Consider the following 22,048-nt stretch of genomic DNA (forward strand, 5'->3'; position numbering starts at 1 on the left):
TTTGAAAGGTGCCCTGTCGCTCGACGGGATGAATCGATGGCCATCTCCGTCACAGCAACAACCTTCACTGTCACGCCGAAAATTCTGGTCCTTGGCGCGACCGGTCCAACGGGCTGCCATATCGTGAACCAGGCCGTAAGCCGTGGCTATGACGTCACCGTGCTGGCGCGCTCACCGGAAAAAGCCTGATCTCAAAAGCGCAAAGCTTGTCGTCGGCGATGCCCGCGACGAGAAAACGCTGCTTCAGGCCATCAAGGGGCGTGTTGCCGTCGTCAGCGCACCTGGAACGCCTGCCAGTCATTCCGCGAGCTCACCTTCTTTCGATCGTTACGCGCTCCCTATCACCGCAATGAAGGCGGAAAAGGTTACGCGCCTGATCGCCTTTACCGGGATTGGCGCCGGTGATGGCTCCGGGCACGGCGGTTTTCTGTTTGACAGGCTGATTTATCCGCTGATCCTGCGCAATGTCTACGCAGACAAAACCGCCATGAAGCCATTATCCGGGCCAGCGAGCTCGACTGCACAATCGTCCGTCCTTCGGTCCTGAACAACAAATCAGGGGCTGGCAGGATCCGCACTCTGACCGATCTCTCCGAATTCTACGGCGGGACGATATCACGGTAGGACGTGGCAAAGTTCGTTCTCGATCAGATCAGCAGCGGCACCTGGCAATATCAGTCGCCATTGATTAGTGGTGACCGGATTTACTGCGTCTGCGCGAAGAGCCCATTGGCACCCGTCCGGCAAGCAGTCTGCAGTACCGCTGTCGTTGCAACCTAAAGGTTGTCGGGCGCATGCGTGCAATTGCCTCTGATGCAGCATATCATCACGGGGAGCCGCGCGAGAGGTCTTCAGGAACTACATGCCGCCGGTTCGAATTGGCTCCAGGCGGACGGCAATCAGCCACCACCTCTAAGTCCCGAGGTGACCCCGCCGGCCTTCCTCGGCAAGTGCTTCCACGACATGGCGGACCCGCGGTAGCAAATGCCGGGTTGCGGGCCATACCGCCGAAATATCGATTTTCGCCCCAGTGAACTGCTGCAAGACGGGTGTGAGGCGACCGGACTTGATATGCTCTACAAGAAGCGAGCTCGGCATTTGAGCCAGCCCAAGGCCTGCCACGGCCGCGTCGACGATCGCAGCGCCATCGCCAATCTCGTGGCTTGCTGGAGGCGTCACACGGAAGATCGAGCCATCTCCCGCCTTGATCCGCCAAGTCGTGGGAATATCCCGCCGAAACCCTACGATGCACTCATGTTTCTGAATGTCCTCGACCGTATCGGGTGCGCCCCTTTGGCTGATGTAATCCGGTGATGCGACAATCAATGCACGCTGCTCTGCGAGCTTCCTTGTAATGAGACCACTGGTGTCTTTCGTTTCGCCGAAACGGATAGCCAGATCGACGTTTTCTTCGACGGGGTCGATGATACGGTCGGTGAGTGACAGGGAGAGGCTAAGGCCAGGGTTCTGTCTCGCGATTCTTGCCAGAACAGGCAAAAGGATCTGGCGTCCCCAGGCAGCAGGCGCATCAATTCGCAGCCGACCGGCAATCTGCTGGTTCTTTGCCAGGAGCGCAGTCTCGGCGCTGCTGATCTCCTCAAGCGCATGCCGGCAGCTCGCAAGATACGCCTCGCCATCAGGCGTCAGGGTCAGTTTGCGGGTTGAGCGGTGGAGCAGTTTGGTGCCTAACCGCTCTTCGAGCCGGGCCACGCTTTTTCCTACGGCAGATTTTGTGATGCCGAGCTGATCGGCGGCTGCCGTGAAGCTCAAAAATTTGGCTGCCTGAACAAATGTGATGATGCCGTCGAGCTGTGCGGGTTGGGTCATTGTAGCACCTAGCTCTACTCTTCGTAGATTTCCGACCGTTTATTCGGCTCTAGAACTACACTATCAGAAGCTCATCGACAACCAAGTTAGATTGATACGAACACGCGTTCGGGTTGGGGAAGCCACGTCATGATCAATATCCTCCGCCGGGTCTCCTGCATCACTGCAAGCCTACTCTTGTCAACCACTATCGCAATTGCTGCGCCAGCGGTCGAAGTTCTCGGCAAGGATTTCCAGTTTCCAAATGTGGTCGAAGGCCTGCCTGCCCGATTGTCCGACTTTACAGATCTGCAGATCAATAGTTTCGAAACCACAGACGGGGTGAAACTCTCCTATTGGGAGGCCGGCCAAGGGAAGCCGCTGATTTTTGTGCCCGGTTGGTCAGCCAATGGAGCGGAATATATCAACGTCATGTTCCTGTTGGCGAAAAGGTACCACGTCTATGTGATAGACCCCCGTAATCAGGGTCTCTCGCAGCAGGTCGAGTTTGGATCGCGGATCGCCCGGTTTGGCGCTGATCTCAAAGAATTCATCGACCATGTCGGCGCAGACAAAGTCGATATCTACGGCTGGTCAATGGGGGCTGCTGTCGTCTGGAGCTACATTGGCCTGTTTGGCACGGACAAGATCCGCAAGGCGGCATTCATCGATGAACCCGTGTCTATTTATACGCACGCTGACTGGTCGGAGCGCGAGCGTCTTGACGCGGGTGGCATGACGACGTCGCCTGAACGGATGATCGCCGCCTTCGGCGGAGCACCGACGAACGATCAGATCGTCGATATGAATGCCATGCGCCGATATATGGAAAGTGGCTCGAAACTGTTCCAGAACTCTGAAGCTTTTGCTCGTGAGTCCATCAAGAGCGATCCGAAGTTTATGAGCCTTGTGCTCTTCGACCATGCGGTCAACGATTGGCGTGATGTCATCCGGCACAAGATCAATGTTCCGACTGCCATCTTCACCGGTGAAAATAGCAATAACGTCCCTAGCCAGAAATGGATGAACTCTGTCATCCCCGGTTCGGAACTGCATATCTACACCGCCCAGGAGCAGGGTGATCATTTTCTCGCCCTCAAAAACCCCATAAAATTCACCGCCGATCTGACGAGGTTCCTCGATCGCTGAGATGGGTAAGGGGCGCGAACTACAGCCCGGGCATTGCTCGGATTTATCAACAGCGGCCATTCGGCTGCAATCAAAGGAGACTACACATGCCCGTCGTACGCGTAAGCTGGTTCAGCGGTAAGGATGCCAAGGCGAAGAAGGCCGTCGCTGCCGAAATCACCGAGAGCATCGTCAAAAACACCGGCACGTATCCGAACTACATCTACGTGATCTTCGAAGACGTTGCCCCGTCGGATTGGGCAGGCGCCGGCAAGATTTTTGATGAAGAGGTCGAACCGTCCTGAATTGCGGCTCACTGCGGAGAAAGGAAGCTTATTCTGCGAAAAACAGGCGTTCATAGCGCGCAAAGCCGTCCCACGGGAATGCTCTTCATAGAGCACGACCATGATGTCGACTGACAAACCTTGGATTATGGCGGGCCGCTAAGCCCGCCACATCAGACTATTTCAGAAAACAGATAACGTAATTGATGAAATCTCGAGGCCCAAACACAGCGTCAGTTCCTCGTTATCCGCTTTTGTCAAAATAATTTCGAAAAAGCAGACGGTTAATTCAATTCGTTCAAGATTCCGAGGGCTCGAGTCCATCGAGGCGACAGTTTGACAGCCTCCTCACGCTCAGCTTGACCATGAACAAGGCTACGTGCCGTGACTACAATCTGGCAGGCGCCTCGACATCTGAGTATGCCTGAACCACGTCAGGGAGCCCTGTGCCTTTGATTTCAATAGCAGCTACTGACTGGTTCAACTCTGAAATTTCGGTAGGGGTGAACGAAAGGGCAGACGCTCCAATGTTCTCAAGCATGTGAGACATCTGCGTGGTGCCAGGGATCGGAACGATAAACGGTTTCTGAGCAAGGAGCTAAGCAAGGGCGATCTGACCAAGACGTGCCTGCTTGCGATCTGCCCAGGTCTTCAACAGTTCCACAAGCGCCAGATTGTGCGAAAGATTTTCCGGCGCAAAGCGGCCTTCTATGGCCCGGATATCTCCGGGGGCAAATCGTGTCCGCGCATCGATCGCGCCGGTTAGAAAACCCACACCGAGAGGGCTCCAACAAGCCCGTGTTCTCTTTGCTTGGTTTGTCACGCTTGTCGGCCTCCGAATAGATGTCATAAAATACCTGTCGGCCTGCCGCAACGCCGTCAATATCCGGTTCAGTCCGCCGAGCACCGTCCCGGTGTCGACGGCGCTGTGATAAGGCAGGCTGCCGATGCGGCTCAGTTCCGTGCTCTCGTCATAGAGTCGATCGTCCCAGGGCAGCAGCAGACGTGCGTAACCCACAAAAGCCGGATGGCCGAGGATGTCTGCGATCGTGCTCTTCGCCAATACTTGCCACCGCTCAGTGTTTTCAGCGTGCTCGGACTACGGCATTGTGGTTTCGGTCCGCCCCGCAGCGGGATCGAACAGGAAAGGCAATGAAGCCAGAAGGACGGTTTTGAAGCTGTTCAACGATGGGCTCCTTTCTCAGGACGCCGACTTCCATGTCGATCATTGCTGTGCGGCCTTCTTCCTGATGTGTCGGATTGCATCGTTGAACCCCTTTGGTGTGCCGCTGGAACCGGCCAGCTTGCCAACCTTGACTTCGTCGATACGCTTGCCGACGACGACCTTCGGCCCTTTTCCGACAGCCCCTACATCAATGACAAGCGGCCTGCGCGTCGTGATCGAATTGTCTTGCCGCTGCACGTCCCCGACACCAGACCGGACGCTGCGCCACCGTCGCCGCGATTGTCGTCGTCAGGTGTCAACCTGTAGTCAAAGTTATATCCAAGGAGCTCGAGATCACGGCCCACAAGCGGATCGACTGCACCGTTGGTCGCGCCATAAAGTCGGTCGTAGAGCTCGAACATTGGGACTGCAGACGACGGGTCTCTATGCGAAGCGTCTCGCGGAGGAGGGCTTTATCACCATCACCGCTGACGCGGCCTATCAGGGCGGGAGCGGCGGCGAGCCACGGAGCACCGACAAGCCGCAACACCGTGTCGAAGATATCCACAGCATGGCTGATTTCATCTGCCCCTTTCCGGGGGTCGATACGGCACGTCTTTTCTAATATGCAAGGATTATAAAGTCAACTATTTATAACGGGTGATTTTTTATACTTGAGGTGTAAGCTACGCATTTTGATAAGCACCGTGTTGGGTTGCGGTATCACGCGATCTGTTTTGTCCAGTTCACTGCTCAAGATAATTCGCTGGAAGGTTTTGATGATGACGAGCTCGAGCAGCGACATTCGAAGTTGGGTTACGAGGCGATTAAGGAGGGGTTCTCGACCCGTGAGGCGGCACGGCGCTTGCGCATTGGGATCTGAACGGTGGGGACCTTGTATCGCCGCTCTCGCGACCGGCGAGATGGAAGCGCGCAAGCAGGCAGTCGCGCTCGAAGCTACGCGCGAGGCCATAATTATGGCCCTTATAGAGGAGGTGCCCTGCATCTCGCTTGCTGAGATCGGCGAACGCGGAATATCGAGGCCAAGCTCATCGACCTGCCTGCGTTCGGCCAGCCATTCATCGCAAACCCGGACCTTGTGGATCGATATTGGGACGACATCGTCGCAGCAAAGCCTGATCGCGACACGGTTTATGGCGACTACAGCAAGGCTACACGGATTATCCCTCGCGCCGTGCTTGATGCTAGCGGCCATGAACGCAAGCATTCAGCTCGCGTTTAACTTCAAAAAAGACAGATAGACCCTCGAACGAATATCTCGCACCAGAAAATAGAACGCTAGGTTTAATGTCGGCTCTCGCTACACCTATCGAAGACACAGGTAAAACACGGCAATCAGTGATAAGCTGACCCCGGTATCATCGCGATCAACGTGCTGTTTGCTGCGACCTTCACCGTGATCCATAACGATATGTTAATGGGCGTGGCCTTGCCGACCGCGTACCCCGGTAGTTAGGACCCAGCAAAGACGTTATCGACGAGCGCGAGCAGATGTTCGCGGAGGATCAATGCGCGAACTGATCCGGCAGTATACCATGAGCTCCAAATTTCAAATTAGCTAATTGCCGGATGGCTTCCAGCTTGGAGTGCGACCTTTAATAATTGATCATTCCTATGCTTCAAAGCAGGTGCCATGTATCCTAGGTAATGTTCACTGAAATAGACAGGGTTCCCTGCTGTCTGAATTTTGAACAATTGCGAAGGCCATTGGTAGCCCTCTCGGCCTACAGGCCGCCGCCGTTTTATTGCGGTTATCACGTTAAACGTAAAAATTCGCGAAGCCCCGAAAGTCAGCATCCGGTGCTGGAGGGACAAGAGCATCGCGTACTCATGGTCAGGCGAGCGGGAACTGACGGGATGACTGCCCTTCATGACTTGAGTCAGCCTCACGCTGGCTGGGCGTCACAACGACATGTCACCAAGGTGTCCTGCCATCCGGCTCGAAAAAGCTGCCAGATTCCGTACCTTCCAGTGCATGGCGGACGGGGAGCCTTGCACCCTCCTCAGGGGTCATGTTGCCATATCCGGTGAGATCGGTTTTGACAAAACCGGGACTGACGGAGTTTACGATAATGCCGGTCTCGCGCAGCTCTTCGTTCAGCTGGATCGTCAGCATATTCAAAGCCGCTTTTGAGGCGTTGTATCCAATGAACTGCTGCGCGTAGTAGGCAGATGCAGGGTCGCCGTTCAACGCCAGAGATCCAAGCGAACTCGACACGTTGACGATGCGCGCGGAGGGTGCTTCCTTCAGCAAAGGCAGCATCGCTTGCGTCACAGCCAGCGCACCGATGAAGTTCACTTCCATCACTTGGCGCACGGCGTCGATCGACGCGCGGCTCGGAGGCGCGTCGGAGAAGCGAAAGATGCCGGCATTGTTAACGAGGATGTCGAGCCTGCCATGTCGTGATCTGACTTGGGAGGCAGCGTCCGCGACGGTCGCTAGATCTTCAAGGTCGATGTGAACAAAACTTACTTTAAGGCCTTGCCGTGAGAGATCGTCAACCGCCGTGCTCGCCCGGCTGTCGTCGCGAGCGCCGATAACCGCGTGGACCCCCACCATCGCGAGCTGCCGCGCGATCTCAAGCCCGATTCCCTTATTGCCACCGGTTACCAGCGCGATGCGTTGCTCTTCCATGTCCAAACCCTTGTTCCTGTGCTTGTCCGGTCATAATATGAATAATTGTTCAGTTTGGGGATTCGCTTTTGATCGCTGTTGTACCGTCGTCGTTAAAGCCCCGGAAAAGACCACAACAGGCTCGTGCAAATGCAACGCTCGATGCCGTTATTGAGGCGACCATTCAGCTTTTGGTAAAGGACGGATATCCGCAGCTCACGACAACGCGGGTTGCTGAAAGGGCCGGTGTTTCTGTCGGCACTATGTATCAGTATTTCCCGCATAAGCAGGCGCTGATCTATGCCGTAAACGAACGCTATCTCGCAAGACTAGCGGAGAAGATTGAGGCGACTTGCCAGGCGTCCTATGGTCAGCCAGCTGAACTGATGGTCGAGGCCCTCATCGACACCTACTGGAAAGCGAAAACGGAACGCCCTGACGTGACGCGTGCTCTCTACCGGTCGGTCGTTGAGATGGACAACGAGGCGCTGTTGGCCGAGTTCGCGACGAGGACTGACGCGGCGACCACGGCCATGTTTTCCAATGCGTCTGACGCAGCATTTGCTGATATTGCGTCTGTCAACCGGGTGTTAGTCACTGTGATCTTTGGAACCGTACGCAATTCATTTGAGCGCGCGCATTCCGATCAGGACGTGGAGGACCTTCGCCGACAACTGCTGGTGATGTGCCGTGCATACCTCCAAAACTGCGTGCGGGTGGACCGAGAATTGCGTTAAAGCAGCGCTGTCGACAGTCGACGTGCTCAGGGTTCGATGCAGAAGAATGGTAGACCAGGCCTCACTGGCCACCAATCGGAACAGGATGAGGCTTTCACTTGCGCGACAGACTGCTTGACGCCGTGGGCGGCAAGCAAGCTTGGAATACCTTTTGACGTGCTCCGAATGCCATTGACGACTGTTTAATTTCTGGAGCCGCAACGGCCTCGTTGTTCAACCGGCTTCTGCTATCAGAACGTTACAACAGTCTTTCCAGGAAGTTTGACGGTAGCGTAAGCGACTGCCGCTTCCACGGCGAGGTTGAAAGGATAGACCTTGCTGATTTCCACAGTAAGTTCGCCCTTGGCAGCTCGACACCGGCCCCCATTACAACGAAGCCATCTAACTGATTGTATGCTGGCTGATTGACTCCCTCAGCCTGCGAAGGTCGCGGACAGGCGGAGCTCCGAACTGCCGCAGATATTCGCGGCTGAACTGCGAAGCGCTTTCATAGCCGACCGCATAGGCGACGTCGGAGGCACTCCGGTCACCGGCAAGCAACAACTGCCGGGCTTCCTGAAGGCGTATCTGCTTTTGATACTGGATCGGGCTTAATCCGGTCAGAGCGACGAAGTGGCGATGCAGGCTTGCGCGGCTCATGCCAGCGGCTTCGCACAAAGCCTCGATCCGCAGCCGCCTGTTGCCGTGGTCGCGGATCCATTCGACCGCGCGGCGTATGCCGCCGATTGCGCCTTCCGGGCGGGCGATGTGGCGCAACAGGCGCCCGCGCGGGCCTTGCAGGAGACGATAAAGCAATTCGCGTTCGGCCAACGGCGCGAGCGCCGGGATGTCCGCGGGTGCGTCGAGCAACGCCAGCAATCGCAGCAGCGTGTCGCGCACTGGCGGTGTCATCGGGTTGGTCGCGATGCCGCTGCCTGGCGCGTCCGTGTCGCGCGCCGCCGGCATGGTCGATGCGACCTCGGCGAGACGTGCGGGATCAAGGACCAGCGAAACCGCCACATAAGGACTGCCATCGTCGGCGTCATGGATCTGCCCGCTCAAAGGCAGATCGAGTGCGCTGACCAGATATTCAGAGGCGTCGTAGCGCAGCAAGTCGTCATGGATGGCCACCTCTTTCGATCCCTGCAGAATGAAGCAGATCATCGAGCGGTAGAGACACGGCGAGGTTCCGGAGGTTGCCTGTCCAATACCGATTTCCAGGCGTGGGATTGGCGTCAGGGTCATTCCGGTCCGCCCGTGACGGAGCGCAAGATCGCGAAGGGGATTCAGGTCGTTGGTCATGCCTGAAAACATGACATCAATTTCCACGAATGCAAAGACCTTGAGATAATCAGGCAAACAATTGAGAGCATCAGGCGGAGCGTGAAACGCAGCAATCGCCTATTTGACTGGCAGCGAGGGCCGCGCCTCAGCGGCGTGCCGTCCGATAATCAAAACCTCAAGGAATGTAGCCATGTCTCAGAAAATCGCACTCATTACCGGTGCCAGCCGTGGCCTCGGTCGCAGCATGGCGCTGCACCTCGCCCGTCGCGGCGTCGGCATCGTCGGCACCTTTCGCCAGGGCGCCGGGGAAGCCCAGACGCTGGTTGAAGAGATCGAAGCTCTGGGCGGCAAGGCGGTGATGCTCGAACTCGACGTCACCAAGGTAGCAAGCTTCCCGGCCTTCGTCGCATCCTTCGCCGAGACGCTCGCGAGCCGCTTCGGCAGCGACCGGTTCGACTATCTGGTCAACAACGCCGGTGCGGTCGTCCACGTGCAGGTCGCTGACGCAAGCGAGGAACAGTTCGATATGATGATCGACATGCACCTGCGCGGACCGGTGTTCCTGACGCAGGCATTGCTACCGATCATCGCCGATGGCGGACGCATCCTTAATGTCTCTACGGGCTTCACGCGCACATCAATGGCCACCTTCGGTCTTTATGCGGCAGCCAAGGCGGGGCTTGAGACGCTGACCCGGTTCATGGCGCTGGAACTCGGCGCGCGGCAGATTCGCGTCAACGCCATCGCGCCGGGCGCCATCGCTACCGATTTCGGCGGCGGCAGGGTCCGCGATAACGAACAGGCTCATGCCTTTGTCGCGAGCAAGATCGCGCTCGGCCGCGTCGGTCAACCCGACGACATCGGCCGCGCGGTCGCAGCGATTCTGTCCGATGACATGGGCTGGGCCAACGGCACGACGTTCGACGTATCGGGCGGCCAGTCGCTCTGATCTCCATTCCAGCACATCGAGACGCCGTCATGACCAAGCAAAACCTCACTCTTATCAGCCACCCACTGTGCCCCTTCGTCCAACGCGCCGCGATCGTCCTCCTCGAAAAGGCGGTAGCGTTCGACCGGGTCAACATCGACCTGTCTGCCAAGCCTGACTGGTTTCTGGCCCTGTCGCCGACCGGCAAGGTGCCGTTGCTGAAGGTGCGCCAACTGAGCGGTGAGGAGGCAATTCTCTTCGAAAGCGTGGCGATCTGCGAATATCTGAACGAGACACAAGGCGGCGCGGCGATGTATCCCGACGATGCATTGCTGCGTGCCCGCCATCGCGCCTGGATCGAATTCGCCACCCAGACCTTTGCCGAGGGCTGGCAGTTCCTCCACGCCAAGGATACGGCGACCGCCGACGCCCGGCGGGCAGCCTTCCGTGATCGGCTGAGCAAGATCGAGGCTGCACTGGGGAACGGCCCGTATTTCGCCAGGGCGGACTTTGGCCTGGTCGATGCGGTCTACGCACCGCTGTTCCGCTATTTCGGGATCATCGATCCGCAAGTGGCGGACCCGATCTTTGCTGGCCTGCCTCGTGTGACGGCGTGGTGCGCGGCACTTGCCGAGCGATCCAGCGTCCGGAACGCCGTGACCGATACCTATCCCGACCTGTTTTGCGACCACCTGCGCCAGCAAGGCGTGATGATCGCGGCTTAACTTTGCCGTTCAGGCGGCTGCGGTGCGAGCCCATGAACCGGGCAACCGCCTGTACGCATTGTTCAAGTCGACCACTGTCCGGCAGCGCGTTGGCGCGATTGCGGGCTGCCGGAGCGAAATCATGAAGTCGTTCTTCGACGAAGGCTTGTTACGCGACGCTCGCCGCCATCGGATCGTGCACAGTCAGTCCGCCGGAGCGCTTCAGTACCCACGAAGCTACAATCGGTGCAAGGATGGCGGTTACCAGAACAGCTGTCGCAGTCTGCGCTGCGGCTGACTCCACAAAGGGCAGGAAGCGAGGGTCGGCGACGGCGACGGCCATAGGGACGGCAACGGCGTTACCAGCCGTAGTACCGGCCGCAAAGCCAATGCCGCTTTTCGAACCACGGCGCAACAGAAATCGATAGCCGAGGTAAGTGAGCCCGCCTGTGAAAAAAGCGACGCCAACGCCAAGAAACAGGCCCTGAACTCCACCCGTCAGCACTGTGCCCAAGCTGATGCCGGTTCCAACGGCAAAGGACATGAACGGGATCGTGATGCTCGGCACGCTATCGAGTGCACGGGTCCACTCGCGGTCGACAGCGCCGACGATCAGACCCAGCGCAAACGGGACAATCGCTGCAACGAGAGCTATGAACGGGATCTGTCCCAGACCGGATGCGCCGAGAAAGATCATGGCGAGAAACGGACCATCATCGAAGGCGCTGGCGACATAGGCACCTGTGTCTCGCTCGTCGCCGTACTCACCGGCGAAAGCCAGCCACAAGGCTCCGTTGCTGTTGCCCATAATCGCAAGCAAGGCCAGGATCGATATTCCCCAGAACCCTTCAAGTCCAAATATAAGACCGAGCATAACTGCGATTGCCGCCGGGATCAGGGTCTTGCACAAGAGCACCACTCCAGTGGTAGCAGCGGCAGCCTTGCCGCTGTGGCTCCCGGTAATCTGCGCACCGGTTGCAAAAATCAGCAGCCCGATGAGAGCCAGCGCACCGTCCTTGAACAAGGCTTGGGTGAAGCCGCCGATCCTGAGCGCCTCGGGTGCAAACGTATTGATGAGGACACCCAGTACGAGCGGGATCAACATCATGCCTGCCGGGACTTTTTGCATTGTCTTGAAGAACGGGACTGACGAAGGTCCTTGTTTGAATTGCATTTCCATGAGGCACACTCCTCCTGCGCGCCCTACCTCCCCGGTATTGCACGTCGCTTTCGGTTGATATCGGTTTCATGCTCTTCTACGTCGAGTGATGTGCCGGAAACCCAGGGCTCCTCTTCCCAAATTGACCGCACACCACACCGATGCTCATTTCAAACTCCCCGCCTTAAGCCGGGAGCGCTCCGGCAGCGAGGAACCCGCCGTCCACGGGAATGACTGCGCCATTGATATAACTCGCGCCCTCGGACGCCAAAAATGACACAGTCGACGCTATCTCGCCCGGCTTGCCATAGCGCTTCGCTGGAATGGCAGCCGTGTATGTCGCCCTGAACTCCGCCGAGTGCAGAACCTCCGTCAGCGGTGTATCCACGGGACCGGGTGCAACGGCATTGCTGGTGATGCCGTACGTTGCCAGTTCCGCAGCCATCTGCCTGGTCAGGCCAATGACAGCTGCCTTCGACACGCCATATGCGGTCCGGCCATGGCCCACGGCACGTTCGCCCGCAACCGATGCGATATTGATGATCCTGCCCCAGCCGGACCGGCGCATGAGCCGCGCCGCATGCTGGCTGCACAGCAAGGCTCCCGTAACATTGATGTTGATCGTCGCAACCCAGTTGTCATAGGGAAAGTCGATAAATGGAAATGTCTTGGCGATGCCGGCATTATTGACCAGCACATCGCAACGGCCATAGTCGGTCTCGACGACCTTGAATGCCTGAGCAATGGATTCCGGATTACCAACATCCATCACGACTGGCGTGGCAATGAGATTTGCGGCTCTCAGTTCATCCGCCGCTTTTTTCGCGGCTTCCTCGTTGACGTCGGCAATGATGACCGCGAAGCCATCCAGCGCGAGATTGTGAGCAATCGCGAAGCCGATACCCATTGCGGAACCGGTCACAAGTGCAACTCTCGTTTCTTTTTCGTCTGCCATATCGTTCCTCCCTGACGTTAAAATCGACCGGTTCGCACCGGCTGGCTCATCCCCACCGATCGGAGCCAAGCGAAATTACTGATGTCCGTCCCTTGCTGCTGTGAAGTAACCGACAGATCCCACCTGCCCGCCCTTCATCGCGATCTCTATCCCATTTCTGGATGGATCTGCTGAGTGGGCCCTGCACAACGGACCGCCGGGTGCCAGCTTCGACACACTGGTCAAGGCGTCGATTTTCAGCCTCAAAGCAGCATGGCTCGACGTGTCCCCGCCCGACAGAACCACCCGACTGATGCCGGTTTCCGTGATGAGCCTGTCGAGTATCTGCCCAAGACTGCTGCCGATGCGGTCATTAATGGTCTCAGCCGTCTTCCGGTCCTGGTAGAATCTGTCTTTAAACCGGCCGACTGCCGGGTCTTGCGGACCCTTGGCTGTAAACACCAGGGGATCGCGACCCTCCGACAGGGCGACCCTTGACCTGCTTACGGCGCGATCGATCTCGGCATCCCATGCCTGCTGATCGGACACGCGATCCAGATCAAGCCGGATCGCCTCGAAACCATGAGACGTTGCATGATCGATCTGCGCGGCAGTCATGGGTGAAACCGAACCGGACACGACAGCAATTCTTTCAACCGGCTTCACCGAGCTTTCGATCGCACTATCGGTCAAAAGGCCCTTCGAGCGCCAATATGCTGCCAATGCCGCCTGCACACCCTGAGAGCCAAGCACGAATTTTTGCGCGTTGCCCATGGTCCAGATGGCCCGTCCGGCGGCACGCAAAGTATCCCGATCGAGCAGATCGATGGAGTAAATATGCGCCTTTTCCGTCTCGTATTGACGAATGCGTGTTTCGACGTCACCGTTTTTCAGCTGGAGAAAGTCGATATTGGTAATCGGCAAACTGGTTTGCAGCGCCAGATGCCGGGCCAGATCGGACTCCTGCATCGGCGTCGATGGATGGTTGGTCATCGTTGGGTGGCGATCCAGGCGATAATACCTGCTGTCGGCTTGGGCGAAGAGATGGCCGAAAACCTGTATCCGCCCCATTCCAAGATCGCCGACCAACATGGGTATCGGACCCGGGAACAGCTCCGCGCCTATGTCGGCGGCTTTTCCAATCGAGCCGATCTCCGGTGCGGAATCGAATGTCGAACACACCTTGTACTGTACGATGGGCGCGCCAGATTCCGCCAGTCGCTGGAAGATGGCAGGCAGGTGAGACGCCATCCAGGACGGGCTTTTTGAGCGCGCTATCCCCGCAATCCCGATGCACCGGTAATCCGGGAATGCGGCAAGACGTTCCGCCGATGGGACATCCAGAAAAAGCACCGTCTTGATGCCCTGCCAGGCGAAGGCTTCCATCGAAGCGGATGATCCCGTGAAATCATCACCGTAGAAGGCAAGCAGCGCGCCGGGAGGAAGCGTTGAAAGGGTGTCGCTCATGTGCGCATGTCCATGGCGAGCCTCAATGCATCGCTATGTCCGGCGGCAGACTCGAGGCTTTCCCCTGCAATGGCCGCCCGATAGGCATCGCGCAGAGCCTGCACGCCTGCCGCGGGGCCTTTGGGATGCGCCACGATGCCGCCACCGGCCGTGACGATCAGGTCGTCCGACTGCAACCCGGCATAGGTGGCATGGGCCTGACGAACGGTTTGTCCGCTCGAAAATACCGGCATGACCAGGCACGCCTTCTCTTCCGACATTGGCGTCAGGCATTCGCGTGCCGACCGGATGACCGATTCATTGTCCTCGGAAAACTTGTTGTCGACGCCGTTGACATGCATGTGGTCTGCGCCGGCAAGGCGCCATAGCTTCTGCCATGCGACATAAGACCAACCCAACGACCGATGGCGGCTCAGATAACCCCAGCCGTTTCGGTGTGCGTGGATCGGCAGTTGACTGAATGACCTCAAATCCAGAAAGCCAGTCATCCCGACGGAATTCAGGCTGACCATCAGGCAGGTTGCGCCTGCGGACACGAGCTTGTCATGGCGTCGCCGCATCTCATCCATATCGCCCGTCAGGTTGAAGGCGTACATCGTCTTCTTGCCCGTCCGTTCCGCGGCCTCGTTGATCACCCGCATCACGCGGTCGACGCGGTCGTCAAACGGGCAGACAGAAGAGTCGCTTTGCAACTCGTCATCCTTGATGAAATCGATGCCGCCATTGACGAGATCCTGGACCAGAGAAGCGGTTTGCTCTGCGGTCAGGCCGACACTCGGCTTGATGATCGTTCCAATCATCGGTCCCGTCTGAACGCCGCCAAGGTCTCTGGTTCCCTCGATCCCGAACGCGGGACCTTTGTACTTTTGAAAGAACGGCGGGGGGAATCGAATGTCGACGATCCTGAGACCAGTGACACAGGCAAGTTCAAAAAGATTGCCAGCAACTGTCGCCAGAAGGTTGGGAAGCGATACCCCAACAGTTGCAAGGGGCCAGGACAGCGTCATCTTCACCCGATGCAAAGGCATCGCGGCGTCCATGGGATATCGACCATCGAGGGCGGCAACAGCATTGTACGTTGCGATGGTCTCGAGGGTTTCCACTCGTGCTGCCGCCAACGCTTTTAATTCGGGCGTTTCGCCAGGTATTGCAACGAACGTGCCGCTGGATTGCTCGCCGGCAATGATTTCCGCAGCTTGTTCCGGTGGCATGTATGTCTCAAGGATATAGTCAGCCTCGAGGCGCATTGTATTGGTCACGATATCTCCTCCTCGATCGAAGCGTACCGGACCCTCCTCCGTACTCCCCATGATCGTTCAACACTCATACATGCGTGGCTCCTTGAAAACAGGCACAATGCAAGCCGTATGATGTGAGTTTAAATCACCTCATACGAGGAAATGAATTCGAGTTGTTGTGTTCCATACCCATCCCATCGCTGTGCCAGCAGCACATTTCCGTGTAAAATGTCGAGCGTCTGCTAATTCAGACCTTCATTGATGTGTGTCAAGCTGACATGGTGCGGGGAATCCTGCTTGGTGCAGTATGTCAGGAGGTATCAATGTCCTTTGCAAATCTTCCCTTGCATGCTCTTCGCGCGTTTGAAGCGACGATACGGCTGCGAAGCATGACGAAAGCCGCCCAGGAACTTGGTGTGAGCCATGGCGCCATAAGCCGTCACGTTCGCGAGTTGGAACGCCTTTACGGGACGACGCTCGTCCGGCGCCTTTCGAAATCATCCGAGCCCACGCCAACGGGGTCCGAGATGGCACAGACTCTCAGCGAAGGGTTTCGGTCGCTTAACCTTGCGGTAGCGCGTCTTTCGGCTGGCCCGCTGACCTTATCGTGCTCGGCAACGATCATGCAGTACTGGCTGATCCCGAAAATCCCTGAATTCAAGGCCCTTCATCCAGATATCCATTTCCGGCTGAATGTAAATTATGGAGAAGTCGACTTCGCCCGGGACGGTATCAGCGTAGCCCTTCGGAACACAATGTATAGCGCGCCCGACGATGTCGTGATTCTGGACATGATTGGCGAGGAAATCGGGGTCGTTTGTAGCCCGGATTATCTGCTGCGCCATCCCTTGAAATCCGCTGTCGATCTTGAAACGGCGCATGTCTTGGGCACGGCAACGCGGAAGAGGGCCTGGGAAGAGTGGCTTTCCGCCGTTGGACCTGAAATTCCTGACATTCAAATTGCGGAGGAATACGAGCATTTCTATCTTATGCTACAAGCCGCTACTTTCGGGTCAGGTGTCGCTATCGCCCCCAAATATCTCGTTCAGCGAGAGATCGATGCCGGACAACTTGTCGCTCCGTTCGGTTTCATCCTTGGGCCACACAGATTGCAGTTATGGATCGCTCATCACCTGCGGCAAAATCCCGGCGTTAAAACCTTGGCTGGATGGCTTGAAGCGAAAATGGTGGAGGCTGCCTGATCATCCATCGAGCACCGCGACGTTGAATGGCGAATGCTTCACTCTCTTTCCTGCGCTCATGCTGAGCGAGAAATATTTCAAGACCTTATCAGCGCCCTTTTAAACGCAGGGCGGGCCTCGCCACGCTCGGTGCTCTGGAAATCGCTCCAGAATAGGCACGCCATGCAACGTACGCAGAACTGTCACCAGCAATACATCAGCCGCACTGAAGCCTCCATCCAGAGAGGCTGGGCTCTATCGCTATTGCATCACTCGGCTGCGAGATTCAACTGCGACCTCGGGTCGCTCGCGTCCGGCTGCATAATGCCATGGTCGGCGTGCACCGTACTGTCGCCGGTCGGCTTGATCCGGAACCATGTTGCGTAGAGTGCTGGAAGGAACAGCAGGATCATCAGAGTGCCGACAGCCGTACCACCGATCAACGTGTAGGCCATCGATCCCCAGAACACCGAGTGGGTCAGCGGAATGAAGGCAAGGACCGCTGCCAACGCCGTCAAAATAACCGGACGGGTTCGCTGCACGGTCGCTTCGATCACCGCGTGATAGTCGTCCAGGCCTGCCGCCCGGTTCTCCTTGATCTGCTCGGTCAGGATGAGCGTGTTGCGCATCAAAATACCGGCAAGTCCAATCAGACCCAGAATGGCATTGAAGCCGAAGGGCTGATTAAAGAGAAGCAGTGTCGGGACGACACCGACAAGACCGAGCGGCGCAGTCAGCATAACCATGGTCATGGTCGACAGGCTGCGAACCTGAAGAATAATCACAATCAGCATTATGGCGATCATCAGCGGGAAAATCTTGACAAGGGCAGTGTTCGCCTTCAGCGATTCCTCAATGTTGCCGCCCATTTCGATCCGGTAGCCGACGGGCAGCGAAGCGATGAGAGGCTGCAGTGCCTGCATCACCGCCTGCGAAACCCCCGGCGGCTGCGCTGCCTCATCGATATCCGCGCGGACGGTAATGACCGGCGTGCGGTCACGTCGCTTCATGATCGGCTCTTCAAAGCTGACCTCGGAGCGACCGATCTGATCGAGGGGAATGGCGCGCCCATCGCGGCTGATGAGCGAAAAGCGTGAGAGCTGCGATGGATCAAGGCGGCTTTCGCCTCCGCTGCGGGCAACAACGGGAACATTGCGAATGTTCTCGCGAACCTGCGTGACTGCGACACCCGTCAGCAAAAGCTGCAATTGTTGAGCCGCCTCTGCCGGCGACAAGCCAATAAGGTTGAGCCGTTCCTGGTCGGGAATAAAACGCACCACAGGCGTGCGGTTACCCCAGTCGCGGTTGACCTGACGGACGTCCGGAACAGTCCTCATAATGGTCAGCGCTTCCTCCGAGATCTGATAGAGCTTCTCGGGATCGGGCCCCATGACGCGAAACTCGACGGGGAATGGCGTGAAGGGTCCAAAGACGAGCTGGGTGATGCGCACGGCGGCTTCGGGGGCAAGGCCCTCGGCGACGGCGGCGCGCAGGCGATGCTTCAGGGCTTCGCGTCCTCGCGCATCAGGAGTGAGTGCGACGATCTTGGCGAAAGCCGGGTCGGGCAGTTCAGGCGACATGGCAAAGAAGAAACGGGGCGCACCCTGGCCGATATAGCTCGTGACGATTTCCGTCTCCGGCTGCGCCTGCAGCCACTTCTCCACCTTTGCCACCGTGGTCGACGTCGTTTCGATACTCGTGCCTTCCGGCAATCGAACCTCGACCAGCACCTCGGGACGATCCGATGTCGGGAAGAATTGTTGCTTGACGCTCCCCATCCCGGCGATGGAAACGCCCATCGCGATGACAACCACGGCGCATGTCATGAACTTGTGGCGAACGGCGAACTTGATGATCCCGCGAAGCCGCCGGTAATTTGGCGTTCCGTAGATGGCCTCGTGACCGCCCGTGACAGGTTTGATATCGGGCAGCATCTTGACACCAAGATAGGGTGTGAAGACCACAGCGATAATCCATGAGACGATCAGCGCGAACCCGACGACCCAGAAGATGTTTCCGGCATATTCACCAGCCGCCGACTTTGCAAAGCCGACTGGCATAAAACCAACGATCGTGACGAGCGTGCCTGACAGCATAGGCGCCGCCGTATGGCTCCAGGCGTAGGCGGCCGCCTTGATACGATCCATCCCCTCTTCCATCTTCACCACCATCACTTCGATAGCGATAATGGCGTCATCGACCAGAAGCCCGAGTGCCAAGATGAGGGCGCCGAGCGTGATGCGATCGAAGAAGCGGCCTGTTTCCAGCATAATCAGAAAGACCACGGCCAGCGTCAGAGGCACAGCCAGTGCAACAACGATGCCAACGCGCCAGCCCAGAGCAACCAGGCTGACGAATAGCACCACACCCAGCGCCATGGCGAACTTCATCATGAACTCGCCGACAGCCGCCTGAATGTTAACTGCCTGATCGCTGACTTTCGCAAGGGTTATACCGAGAGGCAGCGACTGGCTGATTTTTGCCGATCTTTCCTCAAGCGCCTTGCCAAGGTCGAGGCCGTTCCAACCCGATTGCATCACGGCAGCCAGCATGATTGCCGGCTCGCCCTCGTGTCTGATGACGTAGGTCGCGGGCTCTTCGTAGCCGCGGCGAATTGTGGCGAAATCCGAAAGCTTCAAGGTGCGGCCACCCGTCACAATCGGTGTATCCGCGACGGCCTGTATATTGGTATAGGCGCCGTCAAACCGGAGGAACACCTGCGGGCCACGGGTATCGATGGAACCAGCAGGTGTCACAGTGTTCTGATTCTGCAGGGCCGAAGCGATGTCCGGCGCCGAGATGCCGAGCGTTGCGAGCTTGGCAAAGGAGAATTCGACGAAGATCTGCTCGGGCCTTTCACCAAGAATGTTGATCTTCTTCACGCCCGGTACGGACAGGAGCTCCTGCCGGATCGTTTCGGCCTGGCGAACGAGGTCACGCATCGGCATGCCCTTGGCTTTCAAAGCGTATAGGGCGAAACTGACATCGGAATACTCATCGTTGACGAACGGTCCCAAGACACCGCGCGGCAAGTTGGGTGCCTCATCCCCCAGCTTCTTGCGTGCCTGATAGAACTCGCTTTCGACAACGCTGGCCGGCGTATTGTCCTTGAGCGTGACCGTCAGGAATGCGTAGCCCGGACGCGTGGTCGTTTCCACCCGATCATACCATGTCAGTTCCTGAATCCGCTTTTCCAGCGGTTCGGCGACAAGGTCCTGCATCTCGCGCGCAGTCGCACCGGGCCAAGCGGTCGTGACCGTCATCGTTTTGATGGTGAAGGACGGATCCTCAGCGCGACCGAGGCTGACGAAGGCATAGACACCCGCTGCGGCCAGAAGGAGAATAAAAAACAGAGTGACCGCCCGCTCACGAACGGCGAGCGCTGAAAGATTGAAGCTCATTACTGTGCGGCCTCTGCTTTTTCGGCACGTGTGCGGATTTGTGCGCCGTCGACCAGGAGATGCGCGCCAAGCGCCACGACCACCTCACCCGGCTTCAGTCCGGAGACGATTGCGTTTTCTTCACCGAGACGTTCGATTTTCAAGTCGCGGAAGTGGACCTTGGACGATGCCTGATCGACCACCCAGATGCCGGTGCGCTTACCATCGTCCAGCAGGGCACCGACCGGCACCTCGGCGTGAGCTTGGGCTTGCCTGTTGGGTATCTTGATCGTCACCGTCGCGCCCAAGGGTGCGGCAGCTGCATCTCCTTGAAGAACCCATCGTGTTTCATAGGTGCGCGATTGCGTATCTGCCGCAGCAGAGATCTGCCGAAGCATGGCCTTGTCCTCGGTGTCGCGGCCATAAACGGTGGCGTGTGCGGTCACGCCGATCTTCGGTCGAAGATTTTCAGGCATCCAGACGACCGCTTCACGCGCGCCAGCCTTTGCCAGTCTTACAACTGTCTGTCCGGCTGCAACCACCTGTCCGGGCTCACCCAGCGTCTCGACAATTGTTCCGTCAGCGTCTGCCAACAAAAGGGTGTACGCAGCCTCATTTTCTGCGACTTTTCCCTTCGCTTCCGCTGCGGCAAGCTGCGCCGCCGCTGTATCGAGCGCTGCTTTGGCCTGTTCATATCTTTGAGGGGTGGCTGCCAAGCCATTCTTGACAAGTGAAGCGTACCGCTTCTCATCCGCTTGAGCTTGGATAAATGTTGCGCGAGCAGCCGCAACGGCATTGCGTTTGGCCGTCAGCGCAAGGCGAAGATCCGTCTCATCGATCTTCATCAATGGTTGTCCGGTTTTCACCTCATCACCGAGGTTGACCAACCGTTCGATGATCTTTCCGGGGACCCGAAAGCCGAGATCGCTCTGGACACGGGCGGCAATCGTCCCGGTGTAGCTCCGCACCACGGTATCGGGTACCTCGGCGTTCACGACGTTCACAAACGGGACAGCGGTCCGGGGATCGGCGGCGGTTGCAGCGTTTTCGGAGGACCAGAACACAAACACTGAGGTGGCAGCGCAGGAGATCACGACCGCAGAGGTGAGGAGAAACTTCGCTTTCATGTGGTGACCCTTCTTGACGGTCGACGTATCTGATATAGATTTCAACCTAAATCTAAAACACCTATAGATGTCAATTGAAATCTAAGCGAGGATCGAATGAGAGTTACGAGGGCCCAGGCCGAAGCCAATCGAGAAACCGTAATCAATGTCGCAAGCCGGCTCTTCCGTGAGCATGGTTTCGACGGGATCGGTCTCAAGGATCTGATGAAAGGCGCAGGCCTTACCCAAGGCGGCTTCTACAAGCAGTTCGAGTCCAAGGACGATTTGGCCGCGCTTGCATCCCGGCGGGCGATGGAAAGTGCGACGCTTCGATGGTCGTCGGCTGCGGCATCCAGCAAAAATCCCCTACATGCGGTTGTCGATTTCTACCTGTCGGCGGGCCATCGTGGCGAGATGGGTGACGGTTGCCCGCTCGTCGCACTCGGATCCGACGCCGCTCGGCAAAGTGAAGACGTCCGGAGACCTTTCCAGGAAGGCATCAAAAGCCACCTTCACGTCATAGAGGAACTGATTCCGGCAGGAGGTGAATTCGATGTTGAGGAAAGGGCCATGGCCCTACTGTCATTGATGGTTGGTGCGGTTACGCTTTCCAGAATTGTAATAGACGAGGACATGTCCAACCGGCTTCTTCAGGCAGCGGCCAACGAGGTCAAGCGCCTCGTTCCCACCCAATAGAGAGCGCGGACGAGCCGCGGTTCCCTCGGTATTGAGAACCGCTTGCACAAACTGGCGCGAGGATTGCATGTGTACATGCTAAATTTCGCGGGAGCTGCCCTTGTCAAATTGTCCGTCCATTCACTGCCTCGCGTCCTCGTCAATTCGCATCGGTATTGTGGCGACCTGTGACAATTCCGCATCGAACCCCGGCACCGCGCGCTTGCCACGTCTTTTTGACCGCACCTCGGCTTGAAC

At 57.6% G+C, this 22,048-nt stretch carries 18 protein-coding genes and 3 pseudogenes; 10 read left to right on the plus strand and 11 right to left on the minus strand.

Features of this window, described 5'->3' with window-relative positions:
* The first annotated feature begins 36 nt into the window (after window positions 1–36).
* Window positions 37–189 carry an NAD(P)H-binding protein gene (locus IFT84_RS21705; protein WP_342212865.1) on the plus strand — a complete coding sequence of 51 codons (153 nt, stop codon included), beginning with the start codon at window positions 37–39 and terminating at the stop codon, window positions 187–189.
* Window positions 149–624, plus strand: a pseudogene (locus tag IFT84_RS21710) (NAD(P)H-binding protein). The gene IFT84_RS21705 and the pseudogene IFT84_RS21710 overlap by 41 nt, the downstream one beginning before the upstream one ends.
* Window positions 625–912: 288 nt before the next feature.
* Here the strand turns inward: IFT84_RS21710 and IFT84_RS11840 are convergent.
* Window positions 913–1,827: a LysR substrate-binding domain-containing protein gene (locus IFT84_RS11840; RefSeq protein WP_192119561.1), complete on the minus strand. Its 915-nt coding sequence runs from the start codon at window positions 1,825–1,827 to the stop codon at window positions 913–915.
* Between the two features lie 129 nt (window positions 1,828–1,956).
* Here IFT84_RS11840 and IFT84_RS11845 point away from each other — a divergent pair, with 129 nt between their 5' ends.
* Together IFT84_RS11845 and IFT84_RS11850 are read left to right on the plus strand one after the other, a co-directional pair.
* Window positions 1,957–2,955, plus strand: a complete 999-nt coding sequence (locus IFT84_RS11845; protein WP_192119564.1) for an alpha/beta fold hydrolase — start codon at window positions 1,957–1,959, stop codon at window positions 2,953–2,955.
* Between the two features lie 86 nt (window positions 2,956–3,041).
* Window positions 3,042–3,239, plus strand: a complete 198-nt coding sequence (locus IFT84_RS11850) for a tautomerase family protein (RefSeq protein ID WP_192119566.1) — start codon at window positions 3,042–3,044, stop codon at window positions 3,237–3,239.
* Window positions 3,240–3,606: 367 nt separating this feature from the next.
* Here IFT84_RS11850 and IFT84_RS11855 read toward each other — a convergent pair.
* Both IFT84_RS11855 and IFT84_RS11860 read right to left on the minus strand, forming a co-directional pair.
* Window positions 3,607–4,008: pseudogene (locus tag IFT84_RS11855) on the minus strand (aldo/keto reductase); the annotation flags it as partial.
* Between the two features lie 435 nt (window positions 4,009–4,443).
* Complete coding sequence (locus IFT84_RS11860) at window positions 4,444–4,641, minus strand: hypothetical protein (protein ID WP_192119568.1); 198 nt, start codon at window positions 4,639–4,641, stop codon at window positions 4,444–4,446.
* A 172-nt stretch (window positions 4,642–4,813) separates the two neighbouring features.
* On the opposite strand from IFT84_RS11860, the pseudogene IFT84_RS11865 reads away from it, so the two are divergent.
* Window positions 4,814–5,002, plus strand: a pseudogene (locus IFT84_RS11865) (alpha/beta hydrolase); the annotation flags it as partial.
* Window positions 5,003–6,319: 1,317 nt separating this feature from the next.
* On the opposite strand, the gene IFT84_RS11870 reads toward IFT84_RS11865, so the two are convergent.
* Window positions 6,320–7,039 (minus strand): SDR family oxidoreductase, encoded by a 720-nt coding sequence (locus IFT84_RS11870; protein ID WP_192119570.1) that lies wholly within the window; start codon window positions 7,037–7,039, stop codon window positions 6,320–6,322.
* Between the two features lie 68 nt (window positions 7,040–7,107).
* On the opposite strand from IFT84_RS11870, the gene IFT84_RS11875 reads away from it, so the two are divergent.
* On the plus strand, window positions 7,108–7,755 hold the full coding sequence (locus IFT84_RS11875; RefSeq protein WP_192119572.1) for a TetR/AcrR family transcriptional regulator: 648 nt from the start codon (window positions 7,108–7,110) through the stop codon (window positions 7,753–7,755).
* Window positions 7,756–8,136: 381 nt separating this feature from the next.
* Here the strand turns inward: IFT84_RS11875 and IFT84_RS11880 are convergent, their stop codons facing one another.
* Complete coding sequence (locus tag IFT84_RS11880; protein ID WP_192119751.1) at window positions 8,137–9,036, minus strand: AraC family transcriptional regulator; 900 nt, start codon at window positions 9,034–9,036, stop codon at window positions 8,137–8,139.
* Window positions 9,037–9,208: 172 nt separating this feature from the next.
* Between IFT84_RS11880 and IFT84_RS11885 the strand changes: the two genes are divergently transcribed.
* The gene (locus IFT84_RS11885) at window positions 9,209–9,967 is read left to right on the plus strand and encodes an SDR family NAD(P)-dependent oxidoreductase (protein WP_192119575.1); all 759 of its coding nucleotides are present in this window, start codon (window positions 9,209–9,211) and stop codon (window positions 9,965–9,967) included.
* A gap of 29 nt (window positions 9,968–9,996) precedes the next feature.
* A complete protein-coding gene (locus tag IFT84_RS11890; protein ID WP_192119577.1) occupies window positions 9,997–10,671 on the plus strand; it encodes a glutathione S-transferase family protein in 675 nt (224 codons plus the stop codon).
* A gap of 148 nt (window positions 10,672–10,819) precedes the next feature.
* On the opposite strand, the gene IFT84_RS11895 is transcribed toward IFT84_RS11890, so the two are convergent.
* The 4 genes from IFT84_RS11895 to IFT84_RS11910 form a co-directional block, all read right to left on the minus strand.
* The gene (locus IFT84_RS11895) at window positions 10,820–11,830 is read right to left on the minus strand and encodes a 2-keto-3-deoxygluconate permease (RefSeq protein WP_197975539.1); all 1,011 of its coding nucleotides are present in this window, start codon (window positions 11,828–11,830) and stop codon (window positions 10,820–10,822) included.
* A gap of 163 nt (window positions 11,831–11,993) precedes the next feature.
* Window positions 11,994–12,764 carry an SDR family NAD(P)-dependent oxidoreductase gene (locus tag IFT84_RS11900; protein WP_192119579.1) on the minus strand — a complete coding sequence of 257 codons (771 nt, stop codon included), beginning with the start codon at window positions 12,762–12,764 and terminating at the stop codon, window positions 11,994–11,996.
* Between the two features lie 75 nt (window positions 12,765–12,839).
* Window positions 12,840–14,210, minus strand: coding sequence for a four-carbon acid sugar kinase family protein (locus IFT84_RS11905; protein ID WP_192119581.1), 1,371 nt, complete (start codon window positions 14,208–14,210; stop codon window positions 12,840–12,842).
* The gene (locus IFT84_RS11910; protein ID WP_192119754.1) at window positions 14,207–15,457 is read right to left on the minus strand and encodes a ribulose-bisphosphate carboxylase large subunit family protein; all 1,251 of its coding nucleotides are present in this window, start codon (window positions 15,455–15,457) and stop codon (window positions 14,207–14,209) included. Before IFT84_RS11910 ends, IFT84_RS11905 begins: the two co-directional genes overlap by 4 nt.
* A gap of 314 nt (window positions 15,458–15,771) precedes the next feature.
* On the opposite strand from IFT84_RS11910, the gene IFT84_RS11915 reads away from it, so the two are divergent.
* Window positions 15,772–16,650 (plus strand): LysR family transcriptional regulator, encoded by an 879-nt coding sequence (locus IFT84_RS11915; protein WP_192119583.1) that lies wholly within the window; start codon window positions 15,772–15,774, stop codon window positions 16,648–16,650.
* 248 nt (window positions 16,651–16,898) lie between these two features.
* Here IFT84_RS11915 and IFT84_RS11920 read toward each other — a convergent pair whose 3' ends face one another.
* Complete coding sequence (locus IFT84_RS11920) at window positions 16,899–20,030, minus strand: efflux RND transporter permease subunit (RefSeq protein ID WP_192119585.1); 3,132 nt, start codon at window positions 20,028–20,030, stop codon at window positions 16,899–16,901.
* Window positions 20,030–21,136, minus strand: coding sequence for an efflux RND transporter periplasmic adaptor subunit (locus tag IFT84_RS11925; RefSeq protein WP_192119588.1), 1,107 nt, complete (start codon window positions 21,134–21,136; stop codon window positions 20,030–20,032). Before IFT84_RS11925 ends, IFT84_RS11920 begins: the two co-directional genes overlap by 1 nt.
* 96 nt (window positions 21,137–21,232) lie before the next feature.
* Between IFT84_RS11925 and IFT84_RS11930 the strand changes: the two genes are divergently transcribed.
* On the plus strand, window positions 21,233–21,811 hold the full coding sequence (locus tag IFT84_RS11930) for a TetR/AcrR family transcriptional regulator (protein WP_192119590.1): 579 nt from the start codon (window positions 21,233–21,235) through the stop codon (window positions 21,809–21,811).
* The last annotated feature ends 237 nt before the right edge of the window (window positions 21,812–22,048 follow it).

The sequence above is a fragment of the Rhizobium sp. CFBP 8762 genome (assembly GCF_014841565.1).
Lineage (GTDB): Bacteria > Pseudomonadota > Alphaproteobacteria > Rhizobiales > Rhizobiaceae > CFBP-8762.

Coding starts and splice junctions, on each gene's coding strand:
- IFT84_RS21705 (WP_342212865.1), top strand. CDS start 37: ATGGCCATCTCCGTCACAGCAACAACCTTCACTGTCACGCCGAAAATT.
- IFT84_RS11840 (WP_192119561.1), bottom strand. CDS start 1,827: ATGACCCAACCCGCACAGCTCGACGGCATCATCACATTTGTTCAGGCA.
- IFT84_RS11845 (WP_192119564.1), top strand. CDS start 1,957: ATGATCAATATCCTCCGCCGGGTCTCCTGCATCACTGCAAGCCTACTC.
- IFT84_RS11850 (WP_192119566.1), top strand. CDS start 3,042: ATGCCCGTCGTACGCGTAAGCTGGTTCAGCGGTAAGGATGCCAAGGCG.
- IFT84_RS11870 (WP_192119570.1), bottom strand. CDS start 7,039: ATGGAAGAGCAACGCATCGCGCTGGTAACCGGTGGCAATAAGGGAATC.
- IFT84_RS11880 (WP_192119751.1), bottom strand. CDS start 9,036: ATGACCAACGACCTGAATCCCCTTCGCGATCTTGCGCTCCGTCACGGG.
- IFT84_RS11885 (WP_192119575.1), top strand. CDS start 9,209: ATGTCTCAGAAAATCGCACTCATTACCGGTGCCAGCCGTGGCCTCGGT.
- IFT84_RS11890 (WP_192119577.1), top strand. CDS start 9,997: ATGACCAAGCAAAACCTCACTCTTATCAGCCACCCACTGTGCCCCTTC.
- IFT84_RS11895 (WP_197975539.1), bottom strand. CDS start 11,830: ATGGAAATGCAATTCAAACAAGGACCTTCGTCAGTCCCGTTCTTCAAG.
- IFT84_RS11900 (WP_192119579.1), bottom strand. CDS start 12,764: ATGGCAGACGAAAAAGAAACGAGAGTTGCACTTGTGACCGGTTCCGCA.
- IFT84_RS11905 (WP_192119581.1), bottom strand. CDS start 14,210: ATGAGCGACACCCTTTCAACGCTTCCTCCCGGCGCGCTGCTTGCCTTC.
- IFT84_RS11910 (WP_192119754.1), bottom strand. CDS start 15,457: ATGCGCCTCGAGGCTGACTATATCCTTGAGACATACATGCCACCGGAA.
- IFT84_RS11915 (WP_192119583.1), top strand. CDS start 15,772: ATGTCCTTTGCAAATCTTCCCTTGCATGCTCTTCGCGCGTTTGAAGCG.
- IFT84_RS11920 (WP_192119585.1), bottom strand. CDS start 20,030: ATGAGCTTCAATCTTTCAGCGCTCGCCGTTCGTGAGCGGGCGGTCACT.
- IFT84_RS11925 (WP_192119588.1), bottom strand. CDS start 21,136: ATGAAAGCGAAGTTTCTCCTCACCTCTGCGGTCGTGATCTCCTGCGCT.
- IFT84_RS11930 (WP_192119590.1), top strand. CDS start 21,233: ATGAGAGTTACGAGGGCCCAGGCCGAAGCCAATCGAGAAACCGTAATC.